The sequence below is a fragment of the Thermus sp. LT1-2-5 genome (assembly GCF_040363165.1).
Classification (GTDB): domain Bacteria; phylum Deinococcota; class Deinococci; order Deinococcales; family Thermaceae; genus Thermus.
This window is the reverse complement of record NZ_BSRG01000006.1, coordinates 125,605-148,250: the sequence shown is the minus strand read 5'-3', so window position 1 is coordinate 148,250 and position 22,646 is coordinate 125,605. Positions and strand designations below refer to the sequence as shown.

The 22,646-nt window shown below is 67.4% G+C and carries 25 protein-coding genes; 7 read left to right on the top strand and 18 right to left on the bottom strand.

The annotated features are described in order from the left end of the window. The 13 genes from ABXG85_RS07895 to dnaK all read right to left on the bottom strand — a co-directional run bounded on the left by ABXG85_RS07895 (position 1) and on the right by dnaK (position 10,788). Positions 1-447, bottom strand: coding sequence for a DUF1931 family protein (locus tag ABXG85_RS07895; protein ID WP_353513170.1), 447 nt, complete (start codon positions 445-447; stop codon positions 1-3). A gap of 92 nt (positions 448-539) precedes the next feature. After that, a complete protein-coding gene (locus ABXG85_RS07890; protein WP_353513169.1) occupies positions 540-950 on the bottom strand; it encodes an Hsp20/alpha crystallin family protein in 411 nt (136 codons plus the stop codon). 12 nt (positions 951-962) lie between these two features. Continuing rightward, positions 963-1,379 (bottom strand): thioredoxin, encoded by a 417-nt coding sequence (trxA, locus tag ABXG85_RS07885; protein ID WP_353513168.1) that lies wholly within the window; start codon positions 1,377-1,379, stop codon positions 963-965. A gap of 2 nt (positions 1,380-1,381) precedes the next feature. After that, complete coding sequence (locus ABXG85_RS07880; RefSeq protein WP_353513167.1) at positions 1,382-1,810, bottom strand: ferritin-like domain-containing protein; 429 nt, start codon at positions 1,808-1,810, stop codon at positions 1,382-1,384. 46 nt (positions 1,811-1,856) lie between these two features. Beyond that, on the bottom strand, positions 1,857-2,543 hold the full coding sequence (locus tag ABXG85_RS07875) for a metallophosphoesterase family protein (protein WP_353513166.1): 687 nt from the start codon (positions 2,541-2,543) through the stop codon (positions 1,857-1,859). Between the two features lie 11 nt (positions 2,544-2,554). Next, on the bottom strand, positions 2,555-2,968 hold the full coding sequence (locus ABXG85_RS07870) for an Hsp20/alpha crystallin family protein (RefSeq protein ID WP_353513165.1): 414 nt from the start codon (positions 2,966-2,968) through the stop codon (positions 2,555-2,557). Between the two features lie 11 nt (positions 2,969-2,979). Beyond that, positions 2,980-4,164 carry a VLRF1 family aeRF1-type release factor gene (locus ABXG85_RS07865; RefSeq protein ID WP_353513164.1) on the bottom strand — a complete coding sequence of 395 codons (1,185 nt, stop codon included), beginning with the start codon at positions 4,162-4,164 and terminating at the stop codon, positions 2,980-2,982. Continuing rightward, positions 4,161-4,550 carry a ferritin family protein gene (locus ABXG85_RS07860; RefSeq protein ID WP_353513163.1) on the bottom strand — a complete coding sequence of 130 codons (390 nt, stop codon included), beginning with the start codon at positions 4,548-4,550 and terminating at the stop codon, positions 4,161-4,163. The genes ABXG85_RS07865 and ABXG85_RS07860 overlap by 4 nt, the downstream gene beginning before the upstream one ends. A gap of 12 nt (positions 4,551-4,562) precedes the next feature. Next, on the bottom strand, positions 4,563-7,127 hold the full coding sequence (gene clpB / locus ABXG85_RS07855) for an ATP-dependent chaperone ClpB (protein ID WP_353513162.1): 2,565 nt from the start codon (positions 7,125-7,127) through the stop codon (positions 4,563-4,565). A gap of 167 nt (positions 7,128-7,294) precedes the next feature. Further along, complete coding sequence (locus ABXG85_RS07850; protein WP_353513161.1) at positions 7,295-7,531, bottom strand: chaperone modulator CbpM; 237 nt, start codon at positions 7,529-7,531, stop codon at positions 7,295-7,297. Next, positions 7,518-8,345: a DnaJ C-terminal domain-containing protein gene (locus tag ABXG85_RS07845; RefSeq protein WP_353513160.1), complete on the bottom strand. Its 828-nt coding sequence runs from the start codon at positions 8,343-8,345 to the stop codon at positions 7,518-7,520. Before ABXG85_RS07845 ends, ABXG85_RS07850 begins: the two co-directional genes overlap by 14 nt. Before the next feature lie 3 nt (positions 8,346-8,348). After that, positions 8,349-8,885, bottom strand: a complete 537-nt coding sequence (gprE, locus tag ABXG85_RS07840) for a nucleotide exchange factor GrpE (protein WP_039456540.1) — start codon at positions 8,883-8,885, stop codon at positions 8,349-8,351. Positions 8,886-8,943: 58 nt separating this feature from the next. Then, positions 8,944-10,788 carry a molecular chaperone DnaK gene (gene dnaK, locus ABXG85_RS07835; protein WP_353513159.1) on the bottom strand — a complete coding sequence of 615 codons (1,845 nt, stop codon included), beginning with the start codon at positions 10,786-10,788 and terminating at the stop codon, positions 8,944-8,946. Positions 10,789-10,913: 125 nt separating this feature from the next. Here dnaK and ftsH point away from each other — a divergent pair, with 125 nt between their 5' ends. Then, the gene (gene ftsH, locus ABXG85_RS07830) at positions 10,914-12,791 is read left to right on the top strand and encodes an ATP-dependent zinc metalloprotease FtsH (RefSeq protein ID WP_353513158.1); all 1,878 of its coding nucleotides are present in this window, start codon (positions 10,914-10,916) and stop codon (positions 12,789-12,791) included. Positions 12,792-12,835: 44 nt separating this feature from the next. On the opposite strand, the gene ABXG85_RS07825 is transcribed toward ftsH, so the two are convergent. The 4 genes from ABXG85_RS07825 to ABXG85_RS07810 form a co-directional block, all read right to left on the bottom strand. Continuing rightward, on the bottom strand, positions 12,836-13,129 hold the full coding sequence (locus tag ABXG85_RS07825) for an HU family DNA-binding protein (protein ID WP_353513157.1): 294 nt from the start codon (positions 13,127-13,129) through the stop codon (positions 12,836-12,838). Between the two features lie 122 nt (positions 13,130-13,251). Beyond that, a complete protein-coding gene (locus tag ABXG85_RS07820) occupies positions 13,252-13,887 on the bottom strand; it encodes a lysophospholipid acyltransferase family protein (RefSeq protein ID WP_353513156.1) in 636 nt (211 codons plus the stop codon). Between the two features lie 4 nt (positions 13,888-13,891). Continuing rightward, on the bottom strand, positions 13,892-14,572 hold the full coding sequence (locus ABXG85_RS07815) for an endonuclease V (RefSeq protein WP_353513155.1): 681 nt from the start codon (positions 14,570-14,572) through the stop codon (positions 13,892-13,894). Beyond that, the gene (locus ABXG85_RS07810; RefSeq protein WP_353513154.1) at positions 14,572-15,444 is read right to left on the bottom strand and encodes an SIS domain-containing protein; all 873 of its coding nucleotides are present in this window, start codon (positions 15,442-15,444) and stop codon (positions 14,572-14,574) included. Before ABXG85_RS07810 ends, ABXG85_RS07815 begins: the two co-directional genes overlap by 1 nt. A gap of 19 nt (positions 15,445-15,463) precedes the next feature. On the opposite strand from ABXG85_RS07810, the gene ABXG85_RS07805 reads away from it, so the two are divergent. Next, entirely contained in the window at positions 15,464-16,225 is a 762-nt protein-coding gene (locus ABXG85_RS07805) for a class I mannose-6-phosphate isomerase (RefSeq protein ID WP_353513153.1), read from the top strand. Here ABXG85_RS07805 and ABXG85_RS07800 read toward each other — a convergent pair. Then, positions 16,206-18,815, bottom strand: a complete 2,610-nt coding sequence (locus ABXG85_RS07800) for an AfsR/SARP family transcriptional regulator (protein WP_353513190.1) — start codon at positions 18,813-18,815, stop codon at positions 16,206-16,208. The two genes, ABXG85_RS07805 and ABXG85_RS07800, sit on opposite strands and share 20 nt — an antisense overlap. Positions 18,816-18,901: 86 nt before the next feature. On the opposite strand from ABXG85_RS07800, the gene aroA reads away from it, so the two are divergent. The 5 genes from aroA to tmpR are packed head-to-tail and all read left to right on the top strand — an operon-like array spanning position 18,902 to position 22,644. Beyond that, a complete protein-coding gene (gene aroA, locus ABXG85_RS07795) occupies positions 18,902-20,191 on the top strand; it encodes a 3-phosphoshikimate 1-carboxyvinyltransferase (protein WP_353513152.1) in 1,290 nt (429 codons plus the stop codon). Continuing rightward, positions 20,176-20,799 carry a (d)CMP kinase gene (gene cmk, locus ABXG85_RS07790; protein ID WP_353513151.1) on the top strand — a complete coding sequence of 208 codons (624 nt, stop codon included), beginning with the start codon at positions 20,176-20,178 and terminating at the stop codon, positions 20,797-20,799. The genes aroA and cmk overlap by 16 nt, the downstream gene beginning before the upstream one ends. A 2-nt stretch (positions 20,800-20,801) precedes the next feature. Continuing rightward, on the top strand, positions 20,802-21,584 hold the full coding sequence (locus tag ABXG85_RS07785; protein WP_353513150.1) for a CDP-alcohol phosphatidyltransferase family protein: 783 nt from the start codon (positions 20,802-20,804) through the stop codon (positions 21,582-21,584). Further along, on the top strand, positions 21,539-21,943 hold the full coding sequence (locus ABXG85_RS07780; RefSeq protein WP_353513149.1) for an NUDIX domain-containing protein: 405 nt from the start codon (positions 21,539-21,541) through the stop codon (positions 21,941-21,943). Before ABXG85_RS07785 ends, ABXG85_RS07780 begins: the two co-directional genes overlap by 46 nt. Further along, on the top strand, positions 21,940-22,644 hold the full coding sequence (tmpR, locus tag ABXG85_RS07775; RefSeq protein WP_353513148.1) for a bifunctional dihydropteridine reductase/dihydrofolate reductase TmpR: 705 nt from the start codon (positions 21,940-21,942) through the stop codon (positions 22,642-22,644). The genes ABXG85_RS07780 and tmpR overlap by 4 nt, the downstream gene beginning before the upstream one ends. Positions 22,645-22,646: the final 2 nt, after the last annotated feature.

Genomic DNA, 22,646 nt, shown 5'->3' with positions numbered 1-22,646 from the left:
CTAGAGGAGGAGGTTGAAGACCCGCTCCGCCCGCTCGTGGTGGGGGGGTTGCGGGTTCTTAAGGGCGGGGTCCAGCTCCTTGAGGGTGCGGGCGTAGGCCACCACCAAGGCTCCAGCCAGCTCGGGGAGGAGCTGGCGCACGTCCTCCGCCACCTCTAGGTCCAGAAGCGGCAAGGCGGCCAGGGCGTCCAAGACGGGCTTGAGCTCCAAGGTGGTGTCCATCTGACGAAACTCCTTCAGGGTTTCCTGGAGGCCCTTGGGGATGGGAAGGTCAGGCTCAAGGATGAGGTCCCGGCCGTTGTACTTGGCGTTCCGCTCCGCCACCACCAAGAGGTCGTAAAGCTTGTTGCGGAGGAAGTCGGAAAGCCGCTTGAGGTCGTTTTTGTCCACGTCTAGCCCCGCCGCCAGGCGGAAGAGCCTTTCAAACTCCGCTACCTTCATCAACATGGTTATCCCTCCATGTGCTAGGATAAAAGATTGCGTGTAGATTTATCAACTTTATTGATAAAGAGATACCCCGCCGTAAGGCGGGGCATCCCCTAGGCTTCCTGCACGGGGATCTTCACCGGGGGTTCCGCAGGGCGCTTCTCCCGCGGGATCCGCACCTCCAAGACCCCTTTGCTCAGGCGGGCCGTGATGCCCTCCTTCTTGGCGTCCTTGGGCAGGAGGTAGGCGCGGTAGATCTTGCCGTAGACGATTTCGGAGAGGTGTTTGGTGCGCTTTTCCTCCTGCTTTTCCCCCTCAATCACCAGCTGGTCCCCCTCCAGGCGCACCTCCAGGTTTTCCGGGCCGAGGCCCGGCACCTCCACCTTGAGGAGGTAGTGGTCCTCGTGCTCGGAGAGCTCCGAGAGGGGCTCCAGAGTTTCCACCTCCTGGAAGGCCTTTTCTAAGGCTTCTTCAAAGGCCTTGCGCACCCGGTTCCTGCCAAAGGGCCAAAGCTTTTCCAGCATCCTCCACCTCCCTCAGGCCAGATAGGGCCTCAGGCGCTCCTCGAGGACCCGCTTGGGGCTCGCTCCCACCCAGGTGGCCACCGGGTGGCCCCGTTGGAAGAGGACCAGGGTGGGGATGCTCCTTATTCCATAGCGGGCGGCGAGGCCGGGGTTCTCGTCGGTGTTCACCTTCACCACCTTGAGCTTGCCGGCCTGCTCCTGGGCCAGGGCTTCCAAAACGGGGGCCACCATGCGGCAGGGCCCGCACCAGGGGGCCCAGAAGTCCACCAGGACCAGGGGCGCCCCCGCCACCTCTTCTTGGAAGCGTTTCTCGTCCGCCGCCACGATCCAGGGCAAGGGGGCTTTGCAGGCCCCGCAGACCGGGACCTGGCCGGGCGGGGGCGTCCCTAACCGGTTTTTGGCGCCGCACTTGGGGCAGACCGCCAGCACGGCTACTCCTGCCAGCCTCCCCGGAGGAGCTTTTCCGTCTCCTCCTTGTGCCGGGTTTCCTCGGAGAGGATCTCCTGGAGGTCGTTGGCCAGGCCGTAGTCCCCGAGGGCTTCGGCCTGCTTCATCCGCTCCACGTAGCGGGCAATGGTCTCCTCTTCCGCCCGTAGAATGGCCTCCAGCATGGCCCGGGGCGTGGTGGCCTCGGGCACAGGGGCGGGCACCGTGGTGGGCTTGCCTCCAAGGGCGGCGATCTTGTCCGCCAGGAACTGGGCGTGGCGGAGCTCGTCTTGGATTTCTGCCAGGAAGAACTCCTTCAGCTCCCCCCTGTGGATGCCCGTTACGGTGGCGGCATAGGTGACGTATTGGATGATGGCCTGGTACTCGTGGGCGAGGTCCTGGTTGAGGCCTTGGATGAGGCTTTCCTTGTCCATGCTTCACCTCCTAAGGATGAGGGGTGGCCCCCCTCACTAGGGTTAACTAGCGTACGTTCCCCGTCTCCAACTTCTTCGCCTTTAGGTCCAAGAGGCTGAACTCCCCTTCGGAAAGGTCCCCGGGGACCACCACCCAGCTCGCCCCCAGCATCTCGTGCTTCTGGCCCTTGCCGGCCACGATGGCCAGGAGGGGGTTGTGGGTCTTGATGAGGTGGGCCACCTCGTGGGAACCTCCCTCGCCCAGGCCCTTGTGGTAGGGCATGGTGTGGAAGAGGAAGATCCGAGGGTAGTCCTTGAGCTCCCAAAGGGTTTTTAGGTGGTACTCCGCCACCCAGGCGGGGTAGCGCAGGGCCTCGTGCTCCTCGGGCTCGCCGTCGTCGGCGATGGTCCCGCCCATCCCCGCCACCAGGTAGGGGCCCTTCCAGAAGGTGAAGGTTTCGTGGACGCTCCGCATCTCGGGGCGGACCAGCTCGATGTTGGCCGCTTCCCGCAAGTACTCCCAGATGGGGGCGTCCTCGGGGCCGGGGATGTAGGCGGTGGGCAGGTGCGCCTCGGCCAGGATCCGGAAGAAGGTGGCGTAGTCCCGGCTTTTCGCCGTCTTGGGCATGAGGTTGCCGATGACGGCGATGGCGTCCGCCCCCGTGTCCGGGGCCACCTTAACGAACTTTTCCAAGGCCTCGAGGTCGCCCATGGGGTTAGAGGTAGCGAGGATGTACCGAACCGTGCGCCGCATACCTCACCTCCTCACTCCACCTGGACCTGGATCTTCTTAGGCCGCGTGGCCTCCGCCTTGGGTACCAAAAGGTGCAGGACCCCGTGGCGGAACCGGGCCTGTACCCGGGAAAGGTCGTAGGTGCTGGGGACGTTGAAGCTCCGGGCGAAGGTGCCGTAGGGGCCTTCCAAGCGGTGGTAGGTTATTCCTTCCTGCTTTTCCAAGGGGCGCTCCGCCTTCACGGAGAGCACGCCCTCCTCCGCCACCACCTCCACCTTCTCGGGCTCCACCCCGGGGAGGTAGACGAGGAGGTGGAGCCCCTCGGTGTCCTCCACCACGTCCACGGGCGGGGCGTAGACCCTAGGCCCTTGCCCTTGGGGCGAAAAGGCCCGCGCTAGCCTTTCCTGCAACTCCTCCAGCTCCCTGAAAGGATCAAACCGAACCATACCTCACCTCCTTACCACCTCAAGAGCGCGGCCATCCCCCCGCGCTCAAGAAGCCGTTTTTCCGCCTCGCCGCGCACGAACTCCAGCTTGGTGGCGTAGCCGGCGGCGAGCTCGGGCAACACCACGGCCAGGGGCTTGGCCTCTGGCCGCCCGCAGGCCGAGAGGGCCTTGGCCTCCTCGGCGAAGTAGGAACCATCGCAGGCGTAAACCCCCTGGTCCAGGGTCCAGGGAAGGACCCAGACCTCCACCCGCCCCTCCTGCACCCTCTCCAGCACCTCGGGGCCGAACACCGCCTTGGGATAGGCTTCCTCCAGGTGCTTTAGGAGCTCTACCTCTTTGGCCCGCTCGATGGCCACAAGCTCCGGCTCCAGCCGCTTCAGGACCTGGCCCGGGGTGGCGTTGGGGTGGGGGAGGGAGGGGAGGAGGGCCACCGCCTTCTCCTTCAGGCGCTTGGGCAGGTAGCCCAAGAAGAGCTTGGTGTGCTCCTCGGGGCCCATGAGGACGAGGCGGGTAAAGCCTCGAGCCTCCACCAGCTTTTCCAGCTCATGGGCCAAGGCCTTGTAGAAGCGTTCCTCCCAGGCCTCGAGGCGCTTGGCGAAGAGGTCCTGCCCCGCCCCGCCCCGGGAGATGCCCGCCAGGTTGAAGCGGCGCCCCGGGGCGTCCAGGGAAAGGCGGCGCCAGGCCTCGGTGTCCAGGGCCAGGAAGGCGTCGTGGACCTCCTCGATCTCCCCCAGGAAGACCTCGAAGACCCGCCAGCGCTCCTGGTCCACGTAGACCACGCCGTAGCGCTCGTACTCATCCAGGGCGTAGACCAGGGGCAAGAGGAAAGGCTCGCCCCAGTGGGCCAAGGCCCCGTCGGTGAGCAGGCGGTTTTCCTTCTCGTCCAGGAAATGGGTCCTCACCCCGCTCACCAGGGGGAGCTCCACCTGAAGGAGGAGGACCTCAAAGAGGTCTTCCCCGGCGAAGAAGACCGCGGTCTTGGCCTCCAGGACCTGGTTCTTCAGGACCTCCAAGACCCTTTCCGACAGGTCCTCCGGCACCTTGAGGGCCTTCATGGCGTCCTTGGCCCGGAGGGCGTAAGCCCGGGAGGCGTTTTCCGGCTTGGCCGGGTTCACGTCCAGGTACAGGGAGAGCACGGGACCTTCCGCCTTGCCGATGACCTCACGTAGCCTTTGGATTTCTGCCTTGGTGATCATAGGTTCCCTCCGATAAGCGCCACCGCTTTCCGCACCGCTTCCTGGTTCAGCCTTTCCTCCTGGCCGAGCCGGGTGAAGAGGGCTTCCAGCTCGGGGTCAGGAAAGGTGCTCTCCAGGTAGTAGGTCCGGTCAAACCCCTCCTCGGAAAGGAGGCGGAGCATGGCCTCAAAGCCTCCCTCCTCCGCTTTGGGGGCGGGGGGCAGGGAGGCCCCCCGCTTCCGCAGGGCCTCGGCGATGGCCTCGGCGTGCGCCCGCTCCCGGGAGGCCACCTCCTGGAGGAGGGCCTGGATGTGGGGGTAAGGGACGCTTTCCGCTGCCCGCTCCGCCCGCAGGGCGTCTAGGAGCTCGTCTTGGTAGGCCTGCCTGAGCACCTCCAGCGCATCCATACCCTACCTCCTTTAGGCCTGCACCCGCTCCGGGGTGCGGAAGACGAGACCCTGGGGCGTGGCGTCCACCACCACCTTGTCCCCTTCCTTCACCTCCCCCGCCAGGATCCTCTTGGCCAAGGGGGTTTCCAGCTCCCGCTGAATCACCCGCTTCAGGGGCCTGGCGCCGAAAACGGGATCGTAGCCCCTTTCCGCCAGGAAGTCCTTAGCGGCCTCGGTGAGCTCCAGGCTGATGCGCTTTTCCGCCAGCCGGGCCCGGAGGTTTCCAAGCTGGATCTCCACGATGGCCCGGATCTGCTCCCGGGAAAGCGGCCGGAAGACCACGATCTCGTCCAGGCGGTTCAGGAACTCGGGGCGGAAGTGCTTCTGCAAGACGGCAAAGACCTCCTCCCGGATCCGTTCGTAAGGCAGGCCCTTTTGGATGCCCTCCAGGATCAAGGGGCTCCCCAGGTTGGAGGTGAGGATGATGACGGTGTTGCGGAAGTCCACGGTGCGCCCGTGGCTGTCCGTGAGGCGTCCGTCATCCAGGATTTGCAGGAGGATGTTGAAGACGTCAGGGTGGGCCTTCTCGATCTCGTCAAAGAGGATGACGGTGTAGGGACGGCGCCGCACCGCCTCGGTGAGCTGGCCCCCTTCCTCGTAGCCCACGTAGCCGGGCGGGGCCCCGATGAGGCGGCTCACCGCATGCTTTTCCATGTACTCCGTCATGTCGATGCGCACCATGGCCTCCTCGGTGTCGAAGAGGGTGGCGGCCAGGGTCTTGGCCAGCTCCGTCTTGCCCACCCCGGTAGGCCCCAGGAAGAGGAAGCTCCCGATGGGGCGGTTGGGGTCCTTGAGCCCGGCCCGGGCCCGGCGGATGGCGTCGGCCACCGCCTGAATGGCCTCCTCCTGGCCCACCACCCGCTTGTGGAGCTCCTCCTCCAGGCGCAGAAGCTTCTCCCGCTCCCCTTCCAAAAGCCGGGAAACGGGGATCCCCGTCCAGCGGGAGACGATCTCGGCGATGTCCTCCTCGGTGACCTCCAGGCGCACGAACCTGGCCCCCCGAAGCTTCTCGGAGAGGGCCTCCACCTCGGCCTCGAGGCGGGGGAGTTCGCCGTAGCGCAGCTCCGCTGCCCGGTTCAGGTCGTACTGGCGCTCGGCCATCTCAATCTGGCGCCGCACCTCGTCCAGGCGCTGTTGCGCCTCGCGGAGCTTCTTCAGGATCTCCCGCTCCGCCTCCCACTCCGCCCGCAGCTTCTCTATTTCCTTGGTGAGCTCGGCGATCTCCGCCTCGATGGCCTTGAGGCGCTCTTGGGAGTCCGGGTCCTTCTCCTTCTTGAGGGCCTCCCTTTCTATCTCCAGCTGGAGCTTCTTCCGCTCCAGGGCGTCGATCTCTTCCGGGGCGCTCTCCAAGGCCATGCGGAGGCGGGCCGCCGCCTCGTCGATGAGGTCGATGGCCTTGTCGGGGAGGCGCCTTTCCGGGATGTAGCGGTGGGAAAGGACCGCCGCCGCCACGAGGGCGGGGTCGGAGATGCGCACCCCGTGGTGGACCTCATACTTTTCCTTGATGCCCCGGAGGATGGAGATGGTGTCCTCCACGCTGGGCTCGTCCACGTAGACGGGCTGGAAGCGGCGCTCCAGGGCGGGGTCCTTTTCGATCTCCCGGTACTCGTCCAAGGTGGTGGCCCCGATGAGCCTGAGCTCCCCCCGGGCCAAGGCGGGCTTGAGCATGTTCCCGGCGTCCACGGCGCCTTCCGCCTTGCCCGCCCCCACCACGGTGTGGAGCTCGTCGATGAAGAGGATGATCTCCCCTTGGGACTGCACCACCTCCTGGATCACCGCCTTCAGGCGCTCCTCGAACTCGCCCCGGTACTTGGCCCCGGCCAGGAGGGAGCCCATCTGCAAGGAGATGATGCGCTTGCCCTTGAGGCCCTCCGGCACATCCCCCTTGACGATGCGCTGGGCCAAGCCCTCCACGATGGCGGTCTTCCCCACGCCGGGTTCGCCGATGAGCACGGGGTTGTTCTTGGTGCGGCGGAGGAGGATCTGGATCACCCGCCGGATCTCCTCGTCCCGGCCGATCACGGGATCTAGCTTCCCCTCGGCGGCCATCTGGGTCAGGTCAATGCCGTACTGTTCCAAGGCGTTGTAGGTGCTTTCCGCATGTTCCGTCTGCACGGTCTTCCCTCCTCTTAGCTCTTGCAGGGCTTTCTTTAGGGGTTCTAAGCCGGGAAGCCCGGGGGTGGCCTCGCCCAGGGCCAGGACCAGGATGTCCAGGGCCACGAAGCGGTCCTTGAGCTCCGCCATCAGGGCCTCGGCCCGGTTAAAGGCCCCGGAGAGGCGGCTGGTGAGGTACTGCCCTCCTTCCGCCCCTTCCACCTTGGGCAGCCGGGCGAGCTCTCGTTCCTGGAGCTCTTTGAGCGCTTTGGGGTCGGCCCCCGCCTTCTCCAGAAGGCGCCAGGCAAGGCCCTTGGGGTCCTTAAGGAGGACCACCCAGAGGTGGGGCAGGTCGATGGCCTGGTGCTTCATCTCCCGGGCCAGGACCTGCGCCTGGGCTAGGGCTTCGCGGGCGGCTTGCGTCCAGCGTTCCAGGTTCATACCCCTTGCCTCCTGCTAGCCTAAGCGTATCACTTGACATGCATATTGTCAAGAAGATTGAAAAGAGAGAAACGAAAATGAGGCGAAGCCGGCGTCAAGGATTGGCGGGGAAGGGAACGCTTTGTCTGGAGTTTAGCAGAAAAGGGGCGGTAAAGATGTCCCGGGGCCTAGCGCCTTTCCAGGATCTCCACCACCAAGGCGGCCCCGATGAGGTTGGCCCCAAGGTCCTTGCGGATGCGCTCGGCCTTGGCCATGCGGTGGAGGTCTTCCCGCCGGAAGTACCAGGTGCCCGCCATCACCACAGGTTCCACGAAGCCGATCTCCACGTAGGCCCGCACGGCCCCCAGGGAGAGGCCGTACTCCGCCAAGGCCTCCAGGGAAAGCCACTCGCTACGCGCGAGCATAGTACGCCTCCGCTAGCTTTTTCCAAAGGGCTTCCTCCTCGGGGCTAAGGCGTTCGGGGATGGTGAGGCGCACCTCCAGGTACAAATCCCCCCTCCCCGAGGGGCCAGGGAAGCCCTTCCCCTTTAGCCGTAGCTTCCGGCCCGCCTGGGTCCGGGGCGGGATGGTGACCTCCACCGGGCCTTCCAGGGTTTCCGCCCGCACCTTGCCCCCCACCACGGCGATGGGGGCGGGGACGTCCAAGGTGGCGTAGAGGTCGTTCCCCTCGAGGCGGAAGGTGGGGTGGGGGAGGAGGCGCACGTGAAGGAGGAGGTCCCCCGGGGGCTCCCCGGGCCCGCCCATGCCCGGCACCCGGATCACGCTCCCTTCCTGCACCCCCGGGGGGATACGCACGGAAACCCGGCGGCCACCCACCTCCAAGACCCGTTCCCCCCCGTGGAAGGCCTCCTCCAGGGTGAGGGGGAGCTCGGCCCGCACGTCCCGGCCCCGCCTCCGGCCCCTGCGGCCAAAGAGCCCCCCACCGAAAAGCTCTTGGAAGAAATCGGAGAAGTCCTCCACGTCGAAGCCGGAGAAGTCGTAGCCGCCGGGGGGAGGGGGCGGCGGGGGCGTGGTGGTGCCGTAGGTATCGTAAATTTTCCGCTTTTCCGGGTCGGAGAGGACGGCGTAGGCCTCGTTGATCTCCTTGAACTTCTCCTCTGCCTCGGGGCTTTTGTTGACGTCAGGGTGGTACTGGCGGGCCAGGCGCTTGTAGGCCCTTTTGATCTCCTCCTGCGTGGCGTTTTTGGGGACGCCCAGGATGGCGTAGTAGTCCTTCATGGTCTACTCCACGCCCTCTTCCTCCGGGCTCTTCTCCTCGCCCACCGCCACCCGGGCCGGGCGCACCAGGGCCTCTCCCAGGCGGAAGCCCCGCTGGAAGACCCGGGCCACCTTGCCCGGCTCCCCGGGGAGCAGGCCGATGGCCTCGTGGTAGCGGGGGTCGAAGGCCTGGCCTTCCCCGGGCACCTCCTCCACCCCGAGCCCAGCCAGGATGCGGAAGAAGCCTTCCCGCACCGCCTTGACCCCCTGGAGGATGCTCTCCGGCCTGGCCTCGGCGAACTCCAAGGCCCGCTCCAGGTCGTCTAGCACGGGGAGCAGGGCCCGCACCGCCTTCAAAACCCCTTCCCGCTCCCGAAGCCTGAGCTCCTCCTCCATGCGCTTGCGGTAGTTGTCAAAGTCGGCGAGGAGGCGCAGGTACTGGTCTTTAAAGCGCTTGAGCTCCTCCTCGGCGGCTTGGAGCTTTTCCTCCAGGGCCAAGGCTTCCTTTTCCACCGCCTGGAGGTCGCGCTCCAGGGTGTTTTCGTTCCGTTCCTTCTCCATCCTGCCTCCTGGGGTGCTGGGCCCCGCCCCTAAGGGCGGGGCCCCTTAGGGCTTGGCCTTAGTCGGCCGGCTTGTACTCGGCGTCAATCACGTCGTCCGGGCCTTTGCCGCCGGTTGTGGCCCCCTTCTCGTAGGCCTCCACCGCCTTGAGGAGCTCCTCGGTGGCCGCCTTGAGCTCGGGGTCGGGGGCGTCCCGTTCCACCAGTTCCTTGGCCTTCTGGATGGCCGCCTCGAGGCGGGCCTTGGCCTCAGGGGTGCCTTGCTTCTCGGAGAGGACCCTTTCCGCCTGGATGCGGGCGGAGTCCAGGGTGTTCTTGAGCTCGGCGTGCTCCTTGCGGCGGCGGTCCTCCTCCGCGTGGCGCTGGGCCTCCTCGATCATCCTTTGGATCTCCTCCTCGGAGAGGGTGGTGGTGTTCTGGATGGTGATGGAAGCCTCCTTACCCGTGGACTTCTCCCGGGCGGTCACGTGGAGGATGCCGTTGGCGTCGATGTCAAAGCAGACCTCAATCTGGGGTACCCCTGCGGGCATGGGCGGGATGCCTTCCAGGCGGAAGCGGCCCAGGCTCTTGTTGTCGGCGGCCATGGGGCGCTCGCCCTGGAGGACGTGGATCTCCACCGCGGTCTGGTTGTGCTCGGCGGTGGTGAAGATCTCGCACTTGCGGGTGGGGATGGTGGTGTTCCGGGGGATGAGGACGGTCATCACCCCGCCCTTGGTTTCCACGCCCAGGGAGAGGGGGGTGACGTCCAGGAGGACCACGTCCCGCACCTCGCCCATGAGGACCCCGGCCTGGATGGCGGCCCCCATGGCCACCACCTCGTCGGGGTTCACGGAGCGGTTGGGCTCCTTGCCCAGAAGCTCCCTCACCACCCGTTGCACCGCGGGCACCCGGGTGGCCCCGCCCACCAGGATCACCTCGTCAATCTGGCTGGGGGAAAGCCCGGCGTCCTTCAGGGCCTGCTCCACCGGGCCCCGCAGGCGCTTCAGGAGGGGTTCGATGAGCTCCTCGAACTTGGCCCGGGTGAGCTTCTTCTCCAGGTGCAGGGGGGTCTTGCTGGCGGGGTCCAGGGCGATGAAGGGGAGGCTGAGGGTGGTCTCCGTCATGCTGGAGAGCTCGATCTTGGCCTTCTCCGCCGCTTCGATGAGGCGTTGCAGGGCCTGGCGGTCCGCCCTGAGGTCCACCCCGTACTCCTTCTTGAACTCCTCCGCCACCCAGTTGACGATGGCGTGGTCCATGTCGCTGCCGCCCAGGTGGGTGTCCCCGGAGGTGGCCTTCACCTCGAAGACCCCCTCGCCGATCTCCAGGATGGTGACGTCAAAGGTGCCGCCGCCCAGGTCGAAGACCAAAACTGTCTCGTTACCCTTCTTGTCCAGGCCGTAGGCCAAAGCGGCGGCGGTGGGCTCGTTGATGATGCGCAAGACCTCGAGGCCCGCGATGCGCCCGGCGTTGGCCGTGGCCTCCCGCTGGGCGTTGTTGAAGTAGGCGGGCACGGTGATCACCGCCTTGGTGATCCTCTCCCCGAGCTTCTTGGAAGCGTCCTCCACCAGCTTGCGGAGGATCATGGCGCTGATCTCCTCGGGGGTGTAGAGCTTCCCCTTCACCTCCACCCGCACGCCGCCGTCGGGCCCCGGGACCACCTTGTAGGGGACCCGCTTGGCCTCCTCCTGCACCTCCTCCCAGCGGCGGCCGATGAAGCGCTTGATCTCAAAGATCGTCCCTTCCGGGTTCAAGACCGCCTGGCGCTTGGCCATGCGGCCCACCAGGGTTTCCCCGTCCCGGAAGGCCACCACGCTGGGAGTAACCCGCTCCCCCTCGGCGTTTTCCAGCACCACGGGCTTGCCGCCCTCCATCACGGCGATCACGCTGTTGGTGGTGCCCAGGTCAATGCCCACTGCCTTAGCCATACCTCACCTCTCAACCCTAAGCATAAAGGGCCCCATAAGGATTAGTCAAGAGAGTTGAGCAAGGTTATGTCATGGTGCCGCGGGCTACCCTGAAGCCTGGCCTTGCGTGTACCCTAGAAGAAGACATGTCCCGGTTTCCGTTGAACTTCCTGGTTTTCGTCCTGGGCTTGCTCCTCTTGGCCTGGGCCTTCAGCCTGGCGGGTACGGTGGGGGGCGGTGGGGGGGCGGTGAACTACACCACCTTCCTCGAGGACCTGCAGGCGGGCCGGGTCAAGGAGGTGGTGGTGCGGGCCGGGGACACCCGCATCCAGGGCACCTTGGTGGACGGGTCCTCCTTCACCACCTACGCCGCAAGCCCTCCCGACAACGCCACCTTAGAGTCCTGGACCCGGCGGGGAGTGAGCGTGCGGGTAGAGCCGCCTCAGGGGCAAAGCCCCCTGGGCTTCCTCTGGCCCCTGTTGCTGGTGGGCCTTCTCATCGGGGCGCTTTTTTACTTTTCCCGCACGGGCAGGGCCGGCCCTTCCGATTCCGCCTTTAGCTTCACCAAAAGCCGGGCCAAGGTGCTCACCGAGGCCCCCAAGGTGACCTTCAAGGACGTGGCGGGGGCCGAGGAGGCCAAGGAGGAGCTCAAGGAGATTGTGGAGTTCTTGAAAAACCCCGCCCGCTTCCACGAGATGGGGGCCCGCATCCCCAAGGGGGTGCTTCTGGTGGGCCCTCCGGGGGTGGGGAAGACCCATATCGCCCGGGCGGTGGCCGGGGAGGCCAAGGTGCCCTTCATCACCGCCTCGGGCTCCGACTTCGTGGAGATGTTCGTGGGGGTGGGGGCGGCCCGGGTGCGGGACCTCTTTGAAACCGCCAAGCGCCACGCCCCCTGCATCGTCTTCATCGATGAAATCGATGCGGTGGGCCGCCGGCGGGGGGCCGGGGTTGGGGGCGGGAACGACGAGCGGGAACAGACCCTGAACCAACTCCTGGTGGAGATGGATGGGTTTGAGAAGGACTCCACCATTATCGTGATGGCGGCCACCAACCGCCCCGACGTCCTAGACCCCGCCCTTCTCCGTCCGGGCCGCTTTGACCGCCAAGTGGCCATCGACGCCCCGGACGTTCGAGGGCGGGAGCAGATTTTGCGCATCCACGCCCGGGGTAAGCCTTTGGCGGAGGACGTGGACCTGGCCCTTTTGGCCAAACGCACCCCTGGCTTCGTGGGGGCGGACCTGGAGAACCTCTTAAACGAGGCCGCCCTGCTGGCCGCCCGGGAAGGGCGGAAGAAGATCACCATGAAGGACCTGGAGGAGGCGGCGGACCGGGTGATGATGGGTCCGGCCAAGAAAAGCCTGGTCCTCACGCCCCGGGACCGGCAGATCACCGCCTACCACGAGGCGGGGCACGCCTTGGCCGCCCACTTCCTGGAACACGCCGACGGGGTGCACAAGGTGACCATCGTCCCCCGGGGGCGGGCCTTGGGCTTCATGATGCCCCGGCGCGAGGACATGCTCCACTGGTCTAGGAAGCGGCTTCTGGACCAGATCGCCGTGGCCTTGGCGGGGCGGGCGGCGGAGGAGCTGGTGTTTGAGGACGTCACCACGGGGGCGGAGAACGATTTCCGTCAGGCCACGGAGCTGGCCCGGCGCATGATCACGGAATGGGGCATGCACCCTGAGTTCGGCCCCGTGGCCTATGCGGTGCGGGAGGACACCTACCTCGGGGGGTACGACGTGCGCCAGTACTCCGAGGAAACCGCCAAGCGGATTGACGAGGCGGTGCGCCGCCTCATCGAGGAGCAGTATGCCCGGGTAAAGCGCCTCTTGGAGGAAAAGAGGGAGGTCCTGGAGCGGGTGGCGGAAACCCTTCTGGAGCGGGAAACCTTGACTGCCGAGGAGTTCCAAAGGGTGGTGGAGGGCCTTCCCTTGGAGGAGGATAAGCCCGAGGAGCGGGAGGAAAAGGAAGCGCCCCGGGTGGTGCCCAAGATCAAGCCGGGCGGGGCCTTGGGCGGGGTCTAAAGGATAAACCCAGGGGGCTTGTGCCCCCTGGGGGAAGGGAATACCTACTTCTTGACCTTCTCCTTGAGGGCCTTCCCCGGCTTGAAGGCGGGGTACTGGGTGGCGGGGATCTTGATCTTCTCCTTGGTGCCGGGCTTCACGCCGGTGCGGGCCTTCCGCTTGCGCACCTCAAAGGTGCCGAAGCCGGTGAGCTGCACCTTGTTGCCGGCGGAGAGGGCCTCTTCCACCTTGGCCAAGAAGGCGTCCACCGCCGCCTTCACGTCCTTCTTCTTGAGGCCCGTGGTGGAGGCCACCTGGTCCACCAGATCCGCTTTGGTCACCGTTTTCTTTGCTGCCATTCTTCACCTCCTTCCTCTTTTCCCTTCCGCAGGGACTATATCACGCCTGAAAGCTTTTGCGCAATAGCCTGACCTATTTCTATCACTATATATAGCAATGTGTGATAACGGAAGCATTGGCTCTAGCGGTACTCGGGGGGGAGAAGTTCCCGTACCCTGGCCTCTATCTCCCGGGTCAGGTTTTCTAGCTCCTGGCGGGAAATCCGCTCCGCCCTTGGAACGAAAATGGGCTTGCCGTAGACCACCCGGATGGGCCGGCGCAGGCGGAAGAGCTTGCGGCCCACGGGCCAGGCCCGGTCGGTGCCCACCACCGCCACCGGCACCACGGGGCTTCCCGTGCGCAGGGCGATGGCCGCCACCCCGGTCTTGAAGGGCTGGAGCTTGCCGGTGCGGCTGCGGGTGCCCTCGGGGAAAATGCCGAAGGCCATCCCCCTTTCCAGGGCGCGGAGGGCGCTTTTGATGGCGAAGAGGTCGCTTTGCCCCCGTTCCACGGGGATGGCGTAAAGGTGGGGAAGGAGCCAGGCGAGCAGGGGGAGGCGGAAGACGTCGGCCCGGGCCAGGAAGCTCACGGGGCGCTGCACCCCGGCCCCGATGGCGATGGGGTCCAGGATGGAGAGGTGGTTGGCGGCCAGGATCACCGGGCCTTCCTGGGGCACGTGTTCCGCTCCCTCCACCCGGTAGCCGAAGAGGGTGTGCAGGAGGAAGCGGGCCAGGTACCAGGCGGCCCGGTAGACGGGGTTAGGCTTTGCGGCTTCCACGAGGTTAGTCTAAGGCGGCCAGGGCCCGGCCCGCCTCCAGGTGGGCAAGGCGCAGGGGCTCGGGCAGGCGGAAGCGGGTGGGCAGGCGCTTCACGAAGGCCAAGGCCTCCTCCAGGCCCACGCGGTGGCCCGGGGAAACGTAAAGGGGCTTTACCCCGGTGCGGCTCCGGTAGGCGTAGCCGATGGGGCGGCCGTCGGGGGCAAGGAGGCGCACGGCGCTTCCCGCCTCTTGGGGCAAGGGCCCTTCCAGACGGCCGAAAAGAAGGCTCTTGGCCACGCCGATGCTGGGGAGGTCCAGGTGGACCCCGAGGTGGCTGGCGATGCCCAGGCCCCGAGGGTGGGCGATGCCCTGGCCGTCCACCAGGAGGACCTCGGGGGGCTCGGGAAGGGCCTTGAGGGCCTCCAGGTAGGCGGGGGCCTCGCGAAAGGAGAGGAAGCCAGGCACGTAGGGGAAAAGGGACTCTTCCGGCACCCGGCCTTTGCCCACGAACAAGGGGCCCTGTTCCAGGTGGTAGAGGAGGGCCACGGCCACCAGAGGTTTGCCCCGCTTGTGGGAGGCGTCCAGGGCGGCGAGGCGCTTTTTGCCCTCTAGGCTTCCGGAAAGGACCACCCGCTGGCGGAGCGCCCGCTGCAGGGCCATGGCCGCCTCGAGGCTCTCTGGCCTAGGGAAAGGCGGCACCTCCATCAGGTGATCTCCCGAAGCCTTTCCAGAACCTCCTGGTCCGAGGGGTCGGCGCCGTAGAGGAGGGCCAGGTAGTAGGCGGTCCAGGCCAGGCGGTACCAGAGGGCCATGGCCTGGGCCAGGCGGCTTCCCTCTGGGGGAGGCACCTCGGCGATGGCGTCCACCCGGGTTTCCAGGATCTCCTTGGCGAGCCCGGCCGCTTCTCCTCCGCCCAGGAGGACCGCCGCCAGGGGGTCGCCTTGCTCGTGGCGGGCCTCGAGGCCGGTGAGGAAGAATTCCAGGGCGCTAAAGGGAGGGGTGAGGGAGAGGCTTTTGCCGATGCGGGCGAAGAGGCTTTGCGCCGCCTCCTCCAGGGGGCGGAAGAAGGGGCTATAAAAGAGGGGTAGCCGCTCCAAGAGGGTGTAGGCCAGGAACTTGGCGGGGTTTTCCTCCAGGGGGATCTCGGGGGTGAGGCGGCGCCTTTCCGCCAAAAGGGCCTCGTCCACCTCCCTTAGGGCCGCCTCCTCTCCCGTGGCCAAGAGGAGGAAGCGCAGGTAGCGGTAGGGGCTCAAGGGGCTTGGGGGCAGGTGGACGTCCACCCCGGGGCGGAAGCCCACCCGCACCACCCTGACCTGCCCCGACTCCGCCAACACCCCCATGGCCGCCGCCTCCCCCAGGTCGTAGCCCCCTTCCAGGAGGAAGAGGGTGCCGGTTTCGGTCCAGTCGGGAAGGCCCAAGGCCTTGGCGGCGAAATGGGCCTCCCCGTAGGCCAGGGCGGCGTAGGGAGCGGGGTAGGCCTCCTGGGGCACGGGCCCGGAGCCCACCAGGTCCCTGAGCTCCAGGGCTAGCCCCTGGCGGTCCACCAGATAGGTTTCCTCGCGGTCCAGGTCGCGCATACCCCTTATGCTAACCCCCATGCGGCCCTGCCCGCCCAAACCCGTGGCCCGCATCTGGGGGGGAAGCGCCTTGGGCTATGGCCCGGGGATCGGCGAGGTCTGGCTTTGTGAGGAACCCCTTTTGGTGAAGCTTTTGGACCCCGTGGACTGGCTTTCCGTCCAGGTCCACCCGCCCCACGGCTACGCCCTTCCGCTGGAGGGCAAGCCTGGCAAGTACGAGGCCTGGTACGTGCTTGCGCCGGGGGAGATCGTCTACGGGTTTTCCCGCCCCGTGACCCGGGAGGAGGTGGCAGAAAAGGCGCAGGCGGGCACCCTGGACGAGGTCCTAAACCGGGTGCGGGTGGAAAGGGGCCAGGTGGTCTACCTCCCCGCAGGGGTGGTCCACGCCCTGGGGCCAGGGGTGCGGGTTTATGAGGTCCAGACCCCCTCGGACCTCACCTACCGCCTGTACGATTACGGCCGCCCCCGGGAGCTCCACCTGGAGAAGGCTCTCGAGGTGGCCCTTCTAGAGCCCACCCCCATCCCCGAGGCGGCTTCTGAGCCCGTGGAGGGAGGGGAAAGGCTCCTGGCCACCCCCTTTTTCCACCTCTTCCGCTACCCCTTGCGGGGGCGGCTTTGCCTCCGCCCCGACGCCCCCCTGGTCCTCACCCTCCTGGAGGGGGAGGCGCGGCTTGGGGAAGAGGCCCTGAGCCCCCCCGCCACCCTCCTCCTGGCGGCGGGGGAGGAGGCCGCCTTGGAGGGGGAGGGAGTCTTCCTCGGGGCTAGCCCGAAAGGCGGCTAAAGAGGTCCTGGAGCTTAGGAGAGGGCCCTTCCCCAAGCTCTTCCCAAAGCCGCTTGCGGTAAGCTTCCAAAAACCGCCGGGCCCGGGCCCTTTGCCCCCTCTTCAGGCAGGTTTCCACCAGGAGGGTAAGGGCCTCCTCGTCCAGGGGGTCTAGCTCCAAGAGGCGCTCCAGGTAAGGGGGCTCGCCCTGCTTGAGGAAAAGGGCCCGCACCCGGTGGAAGACCTCCTCCCGCCTGCGGTCCAGAAGGGGGTGGTCTAGGCCGGGGAAGAGGGGCTCTTGGTAAAGGCGTAGCGCCTCCTCGGCCCTCCCCTCCGCCAAGGCCCTTTCTAGGGCGAAGAGGTCTGCCTCCACCCGGGAAAGGCCCGCCTCCAGGAGGTAGGTGGGCACCCCCCAGGGCTCCAGGACCTTCCTGAGCCGAGCGAGCCAGACGTTGAGGTTGTTGAGGGCGGCCTCCTCGGAGAGGTCGGGCCAGAGGGCGAAGGCCACCTCCTCCCGGGGAAGGCCCAGGAGGAGGAGGGCGAAGACCTCCTTGGCCTTGCCCTTGAGGGCCACGGGGCCCAAGGGGCCCTCCAGGCGGAACCGCCCCAGGACCTCCACCCGCAAGGGGGGGATCTCCCCGTGGCGGAGGAGGATGGCTTCCCGGGGGCCCAGGCGCAGGACCTCCTCCAGGGGGTAGGCCCGGGCGAGCTCGGGGCGGTGGCGCGGCAGGAGGGAGAGGGGGAGGAGGCCGGGGAGGATGCGGGTCCCCACCTGGGTGAGCTTGAGGAGGGCGTCCAGGTCCTCTTCCTTTCCCATAAGGCGGTAGCGGGCGGCGTGCCAGTAAAGCCGCTCCTCCCGCTCCTCGGGGTAGGGGGGGAGGAGGCTTGGGTCGCGCTTGAGGAGGGCCAGGGTGAGCCTGGGGAAAAACCCTTCTAGCCCCTCCACCAGGCTTGGGTCTCCCCGAAGCTCCGCCAGAAGCGCCCTGCCCCGGGCCACCAGGTACGGGTTTTCCCAGAGCTCCGCCTGGGCCACGAGGCGGGCGAGGGCCTCGGCGTCCCCCTCCAGGTGGGCGAGGAGCAGGGCGGCCTCGAGGGCGGCCAAGGGGTTCCCGGGAGCCTCCTTGGCCCGCTTCAGGTACGCCCGGGCCCGCTCCCTTTCCCCCAAGAGGAGGTAGAGCCGCCCCAGGTCCCGCAGGTGGCCGGGGAGGTTGGCGTGGGTGTAGCTAGGGGAAAGCCCAAGCTCCTCGAGGGCGGCGATCCGCCCCAGGAGGTCCCCTTGGAGCTCGAAGCGCAAGAAGGCCAGGTTGGTGAGGGGGGCGGCGCGGTAAGGGCTACCGGGGGGAAGGCGCCTTAGGGCCTCCTCCAAAAGCCCCGCAGCCTCCAAGGGCTTTCCCTCCTCGTAGGGCACGCGGGCCACGTCGTTGAGGAAGCGCCCCGCCAGCTCTCCCGATACCCGGTCTAAAAGGGCCAGGCCCCGCTCCAAGTAGGCCCGGGCCCGGGAAAGGTCCTTCCCCAGCCGGGGCTCGGCCAGGTAGTAGGCGAGGTGCCCTAGGGCGATGAGGGCGATCTGCGGTTCCTCCTGCAAAAGGCCTTCCAGAAGGGAAAACCCCTCCTTCCTGCCGCACTGCAAAAGCGCCTCCCCCAGGCGTAGCCTGGCCCTGGCGCCCCCCGTTCGCAAAAGCCCTTCCCAGGCCAGGAGTCGCTCCGCCGGGAGGTTGATCTGGAGGGGGTTTTCCAGGAGGGCGAGGAGGTCCTCCCTAAGCCCCGAGGCGGCGCAGGCCTCCGCAAGGAGCTCCGGGGGAAGCCGGGTTCCCGCCTCCCGCACCGCTTTCTGCACCTCGGGGAGGAGGCTTCTTAGGGCCATCTCCCGCATGAGGTCGTGAAGGCGGAAGCCCTCGGGGGTGAGGCGCAACAGGCCTTTTTGGAAGAGGCTTTCCGTGGCGGGGGTGGCGTGGGCCTGGGGGAGGACGGGAAGGGCGGCGAGGAGAAGCCCTTCTCTGAACTCGGCCTCGCTCAGGCTTTCCCTTAGGCCCTGCAGAAGGGCCTCCGCCTCCGGGGGCCGCCCCGTGAGGGCGGCGAGGAAAAGGGGTAGGGGCCACCCTCCCGTGGCCCGGTGGGCCTCCTCCCACCCCTCCCGGCCCCCGAAAAGGGCTTGGGCCTCCTCGGGGGTAAAGGCGAGGTCCTCGGGCCCCAAGCGCACCAGCCTCCCCTCGGCCAGGAGCTTGGGAAGCTCGGGGTAGGGTAGGGGTTTGCGGCTGGCCAGGACCAGGAGGCAGGGCAGGGTGCGGAGGAGGGGGGAGAGGTTCTCCTCCCCCGTGAGGTCCTCCAGCACCACCAGGGTGGGCGCCTGCCGGAGGGCCTCGAGGACCGCCCCCCAGGGGGCGCCTTCGGGCAGGCCCAGGCCCCGGGCCAAAAGCACTCGGGGCTCCCCCAAGAGGGCGCTTCCCCACAGGGTGCGCATCCCCAGCCTTGCCGCCAGTTGCCCGGCCAACACGCTCTTGCCGAAGCCCGCCGGCGCCTGCAGGTGGAGGACAAAGCCCACCTCCTCGGGCAAGCGGTCCAAAAGGCGGCCCCGCTCCAAGTACACCGGGCTTTGCCAGGAAAGGGCCATGCTTGCCCCCCATTCTAGGAAACCCGTTCCCATCTTCCAAGCCTCACCCTTGACCGAACGCCCCTTCCCGCCCAACACTAGGGGGCATGGACCGCGCCCACCTGGACCTCAGGCCCTCGGGCCCCTTGCGGGGGGCCTTAAGGGTGCCCGGGGACAAGTCCGTGACCCATCGCGGCCTCATGCTTCTCGCCCTAGCGGAGGGAGAGGGAAGGCTCCTTTACCCCCTCAAGGCCGGGGACACCCTCTCCACCGCCCGGGTCCTCGAGGCCTTGGGGGCGGAGATTGCCGAGGAAGGCCCCCACTTCCGGGTGCGGGGCCGGGGCCTGCGCCTGAAGGAGCCCGAGGACGTCTTGGACTGCGGCAACGCCGGGACGCTCATGCGCCTTGTCCTGGGGATCCTGGCCGGGCAGGAGGGGCTTTTCGCCGTCCTGACCGGGGACGCCTCCCTGCGCCGCCGCCCCATGGGGCGGGTGGTGGAGCCCTTACGGGCCATGGGGGCCAAGGTGGAGGGGCGGGAAGGGGGAAAGAAGGCTCCCTTGGCGGTGCGGGGGGCGCCCTTGCAGGGCATCCCCTACACCCTTCCCGTGCCCAGCGCCCAGGTGAAGAGCGCCCTCCTCCTCGCCGGCCTCTTTGCCGAGGGCGTTACGGAGGTGGAGGAGCCCCTGCCCACCCGGGACCACACGGAAAGGCTTTTCCGCCACTTTGGCCTGCCCCTTTGGGTGGAGGGGAACCGGGTCCGGACCCGCCGGACGGACCCTTTCCCCGCCCGGGACCTGGTGGTGCCGGGGGACTTTTCCTCCGCCGCCTTTTTCCTGGTGGCGGCCCTCATCACCCCTGGCTCGGAGGTGGTGGTGGAGGGGGTGGGCTTGAACCCCACCCGCACCGGGCTTTTGCGGGTCCTTTCGGACATGGGGGCGGATCTGGAGTGGCGGGTCCTGGAGGGGGAGGCGGGGGAGCCCGTGGGCTACATCCGGGCCCGGTATAGCCCCTTAAAGGGGGTTTCCGTGGACCCCGCCCTCATCCCCCTCATGGTGGACGAGGTGCCCATCCTGGCCGCCGCCGCCGCCTGGGCGGAAGGGGAGACCTTCATCCCCAACCTTTCCGAGCTCCGGGTAAAAGAGTCGGACCGGGTGCGGGCCATCGCTCACAACCTGAGGGCCTTGGGGGTGGAGGTGGAGGAGGGCCCGGACTGGCTTAGGATCCAAGGCGGTGGGGTGCGCGGCGGGGAGGTGGAGCCCTTCCACGACCACCGCATCGCCATGGCCTTCGCCGTGGCGGGCCTCCCCGTGGGGGTTAGGGTTTGGGAGCCGGAGTGGGCGGAGATCTCCTACCCGGGCTTTTTCCGGGACCTCCTTGGGCTATGCGGGGCATCGTGACCCTCGATGGGCCTTCCGCCTCGGGGAAAAGCTCCGTGGCGAGGCGGGTGGCGGAGGCCCTGGGGGTGCCCTACCTTTCCAGCGGCCTCCTCTACCGGGCGGCGGCCTTCCTGGCCCTGAGGGCCGGGGTGGACCCTAAGGACGAGGCCGGGCTTCTTCGGCTTCTCCAGGCGCACCGGGTGCGCCTGGTGCCGGGGCGGGAAAACCGGGTTCTGGCGGATGGGGAGGACCTCACGCCCTTCCTTCACACCCTCGAGGTGGACCGGGTGGTCTCGGAGGTGGCCCGCCACCCGGGGGTGCGGGCCTGGGTGAACGAGCGGCTCAAGGAGGTGCCCCCGCCCTTCGTGGCCGAGGGCCGGGACATGGGCACCGCGGTGTTTCCCGAGGCCCCCCACAAGTTCTACCTCACGGCAAGCCCCGAGGTGCGGGCCAGGCGGCGGGCCCAGGAGCGGCCCGAGACCTATGAGGCGGTGTTGCGGGACCTCTTGGCGCGGGACGAGAAGGACCGGGCCCAAAGCGCCCCCGCCCCCGATGCCCTCGTCCTGGACACCAGCGGCATGACCCTGGACGAGGTGGTGGCCTGGGTCTTGGCCCACCTGAAGGACTAGCCATGGTGCCGGGGGCCAAGGCTAGGCCAGTGCAGGAGTTCCTCAACGTTCTCCTCTTCCGCCCCCTGGCCCACCTCCTGGTGCGCCTCCTCCTTCCCACCCCGGTGCGCCCTCCCCACCTGGTCCTCCTCCACACGGGCCTGGTCCTCCTCGCCGCCGGGCTCCTTTACCGGGGCGAGGACCTTTGGGCAGCCTGCCTCCTCCAGCTCAAGACCGTGCTGGACAACGCCGACGGGCAGCTTGCCCGGCTTCGGGGGGAGGTGAGCGCCTTGGGCCGCTATTTGGACACGGAGATGGACCTCCTGGGCAACCTCGCCCTCTTCCTGGCCCTGGCCCTGCGCACGGGGGAGGGGGAGAAGGCGTTCCTCGCCTTTGTCGTCTTCACCCTGGTCCAGTCCTTTGACTTCAACCTGGAAAGGCTTTACCGGGAGGCGCGGGGGCTTCCCCTTCCCGAGGAACCCCCGGACCCCGAAACCCCCCTTCTCCGCCTCCTTCGGGGCCTTTACGCCCGCCTCTTCCTCCCCCAGGACCGCGCCATCCGGGCCTTGGAGCTTTCCCTACAGAGGCGCTTGGGCCTGGACCCCTTGCGCTTTTGGGACGAGGGGGCCTTGGCGGGGGTGGTGAACCTGGGGCTTAGCACCCAGCTCTTCTTCCTCGGGGTGTTCCTCCTCTTCCACCAGCCTGCGGCCTACCTCACCTTCGTCCTCCTCCAGGCCCTGTATCTTGGCCTTGGGTACGTATGGAGGATCGCCCGCAGTATCCCATCCCCACGGTGGGGGCCCTAGTGGAGCAGGGGGGTAAGGTGCTCCTGGTGCGCACCGCCAAGTGGCGGGGCCTTTGGGGGGTACCGGGGGGCAAGGTGGAATGGGGGGAGAGCCTGGAGGAGGCCCTCAATCGGGAGTTCCGGGAGGAAGTGGGGCTTCGCCTGAGTGCAGCCCGCTTGGTTTTGGTGCAGGAGGCCATATTCAGCCCGGAGTTTTACCGGCCCACCCACATGCTCCTCTTCAACTACATTGCCCAGGCCGAGGGGGAGGTGAGGCCCAACGCAGAGATTTTGGATTGGGCCTGGGTAGCGCCGCAGGAGGGGTTGCGGTATCCCTTGAACACCTTTACCCGGGCGCTTCTGGAGAGGTATCTGGGATGAGGGTCGCCTTGGTCACGGGAAGCGCAAAAGGCATTGGCCGGGCCATCCTCTTGGCCTTGGCCAAGGAGGGGTTCCACGTGGCCGTGCACTACCGCACCTCCCAGGGCCTGGCCGAGGCCACCCGGGCCGAGGCGGAGGCCTTGGGGGTGAAGGCCATCACGGTGCGGGCCGACCTCACCCGGGAGGAGGAGGTGGCGGGCCTCGTGGAGGAGGTGCGCTACCACCTGGGGGGGGTGGGGGTCCTGGTGAACAACGTGGGGGATTACCTCTACAAGCCCATAGAGGAGGTTTCCTTGGAGGAGTGGCGCTGGATTATGGACACCAACCTCACCGCCACCTTCCTCCTCACCCAGAAGGTTCTCCCCCTTATGGTGGCCCAGGGGTATGGGCGCATCGTCAACCTGGGCTACGCCGGGGCCACCCACCCCATCGCCCGGCCCCACATCACCCCCTACGCCATCGCCAAGATGGGGGTGGTCCTTTACACCAAGGCCATCGCTAAGCGCTTTGCCTCGGCGGGGATCACCGCCAACGTGGTGGCCCCCGGGGTGGCGGAGAACTCCGTTTCCAAGCCCCTTCAGGAGATCCCCATGGGGCGGCTCGCCCTCCTGGAGGAGGTGGCCCGGGCGGTGCTCTTCTTCGTGCGGGAGCCCTACCTCACGGGGCAGGTCCTCGAGGTGGCGGGGGGGTGGAACCTGTAGGA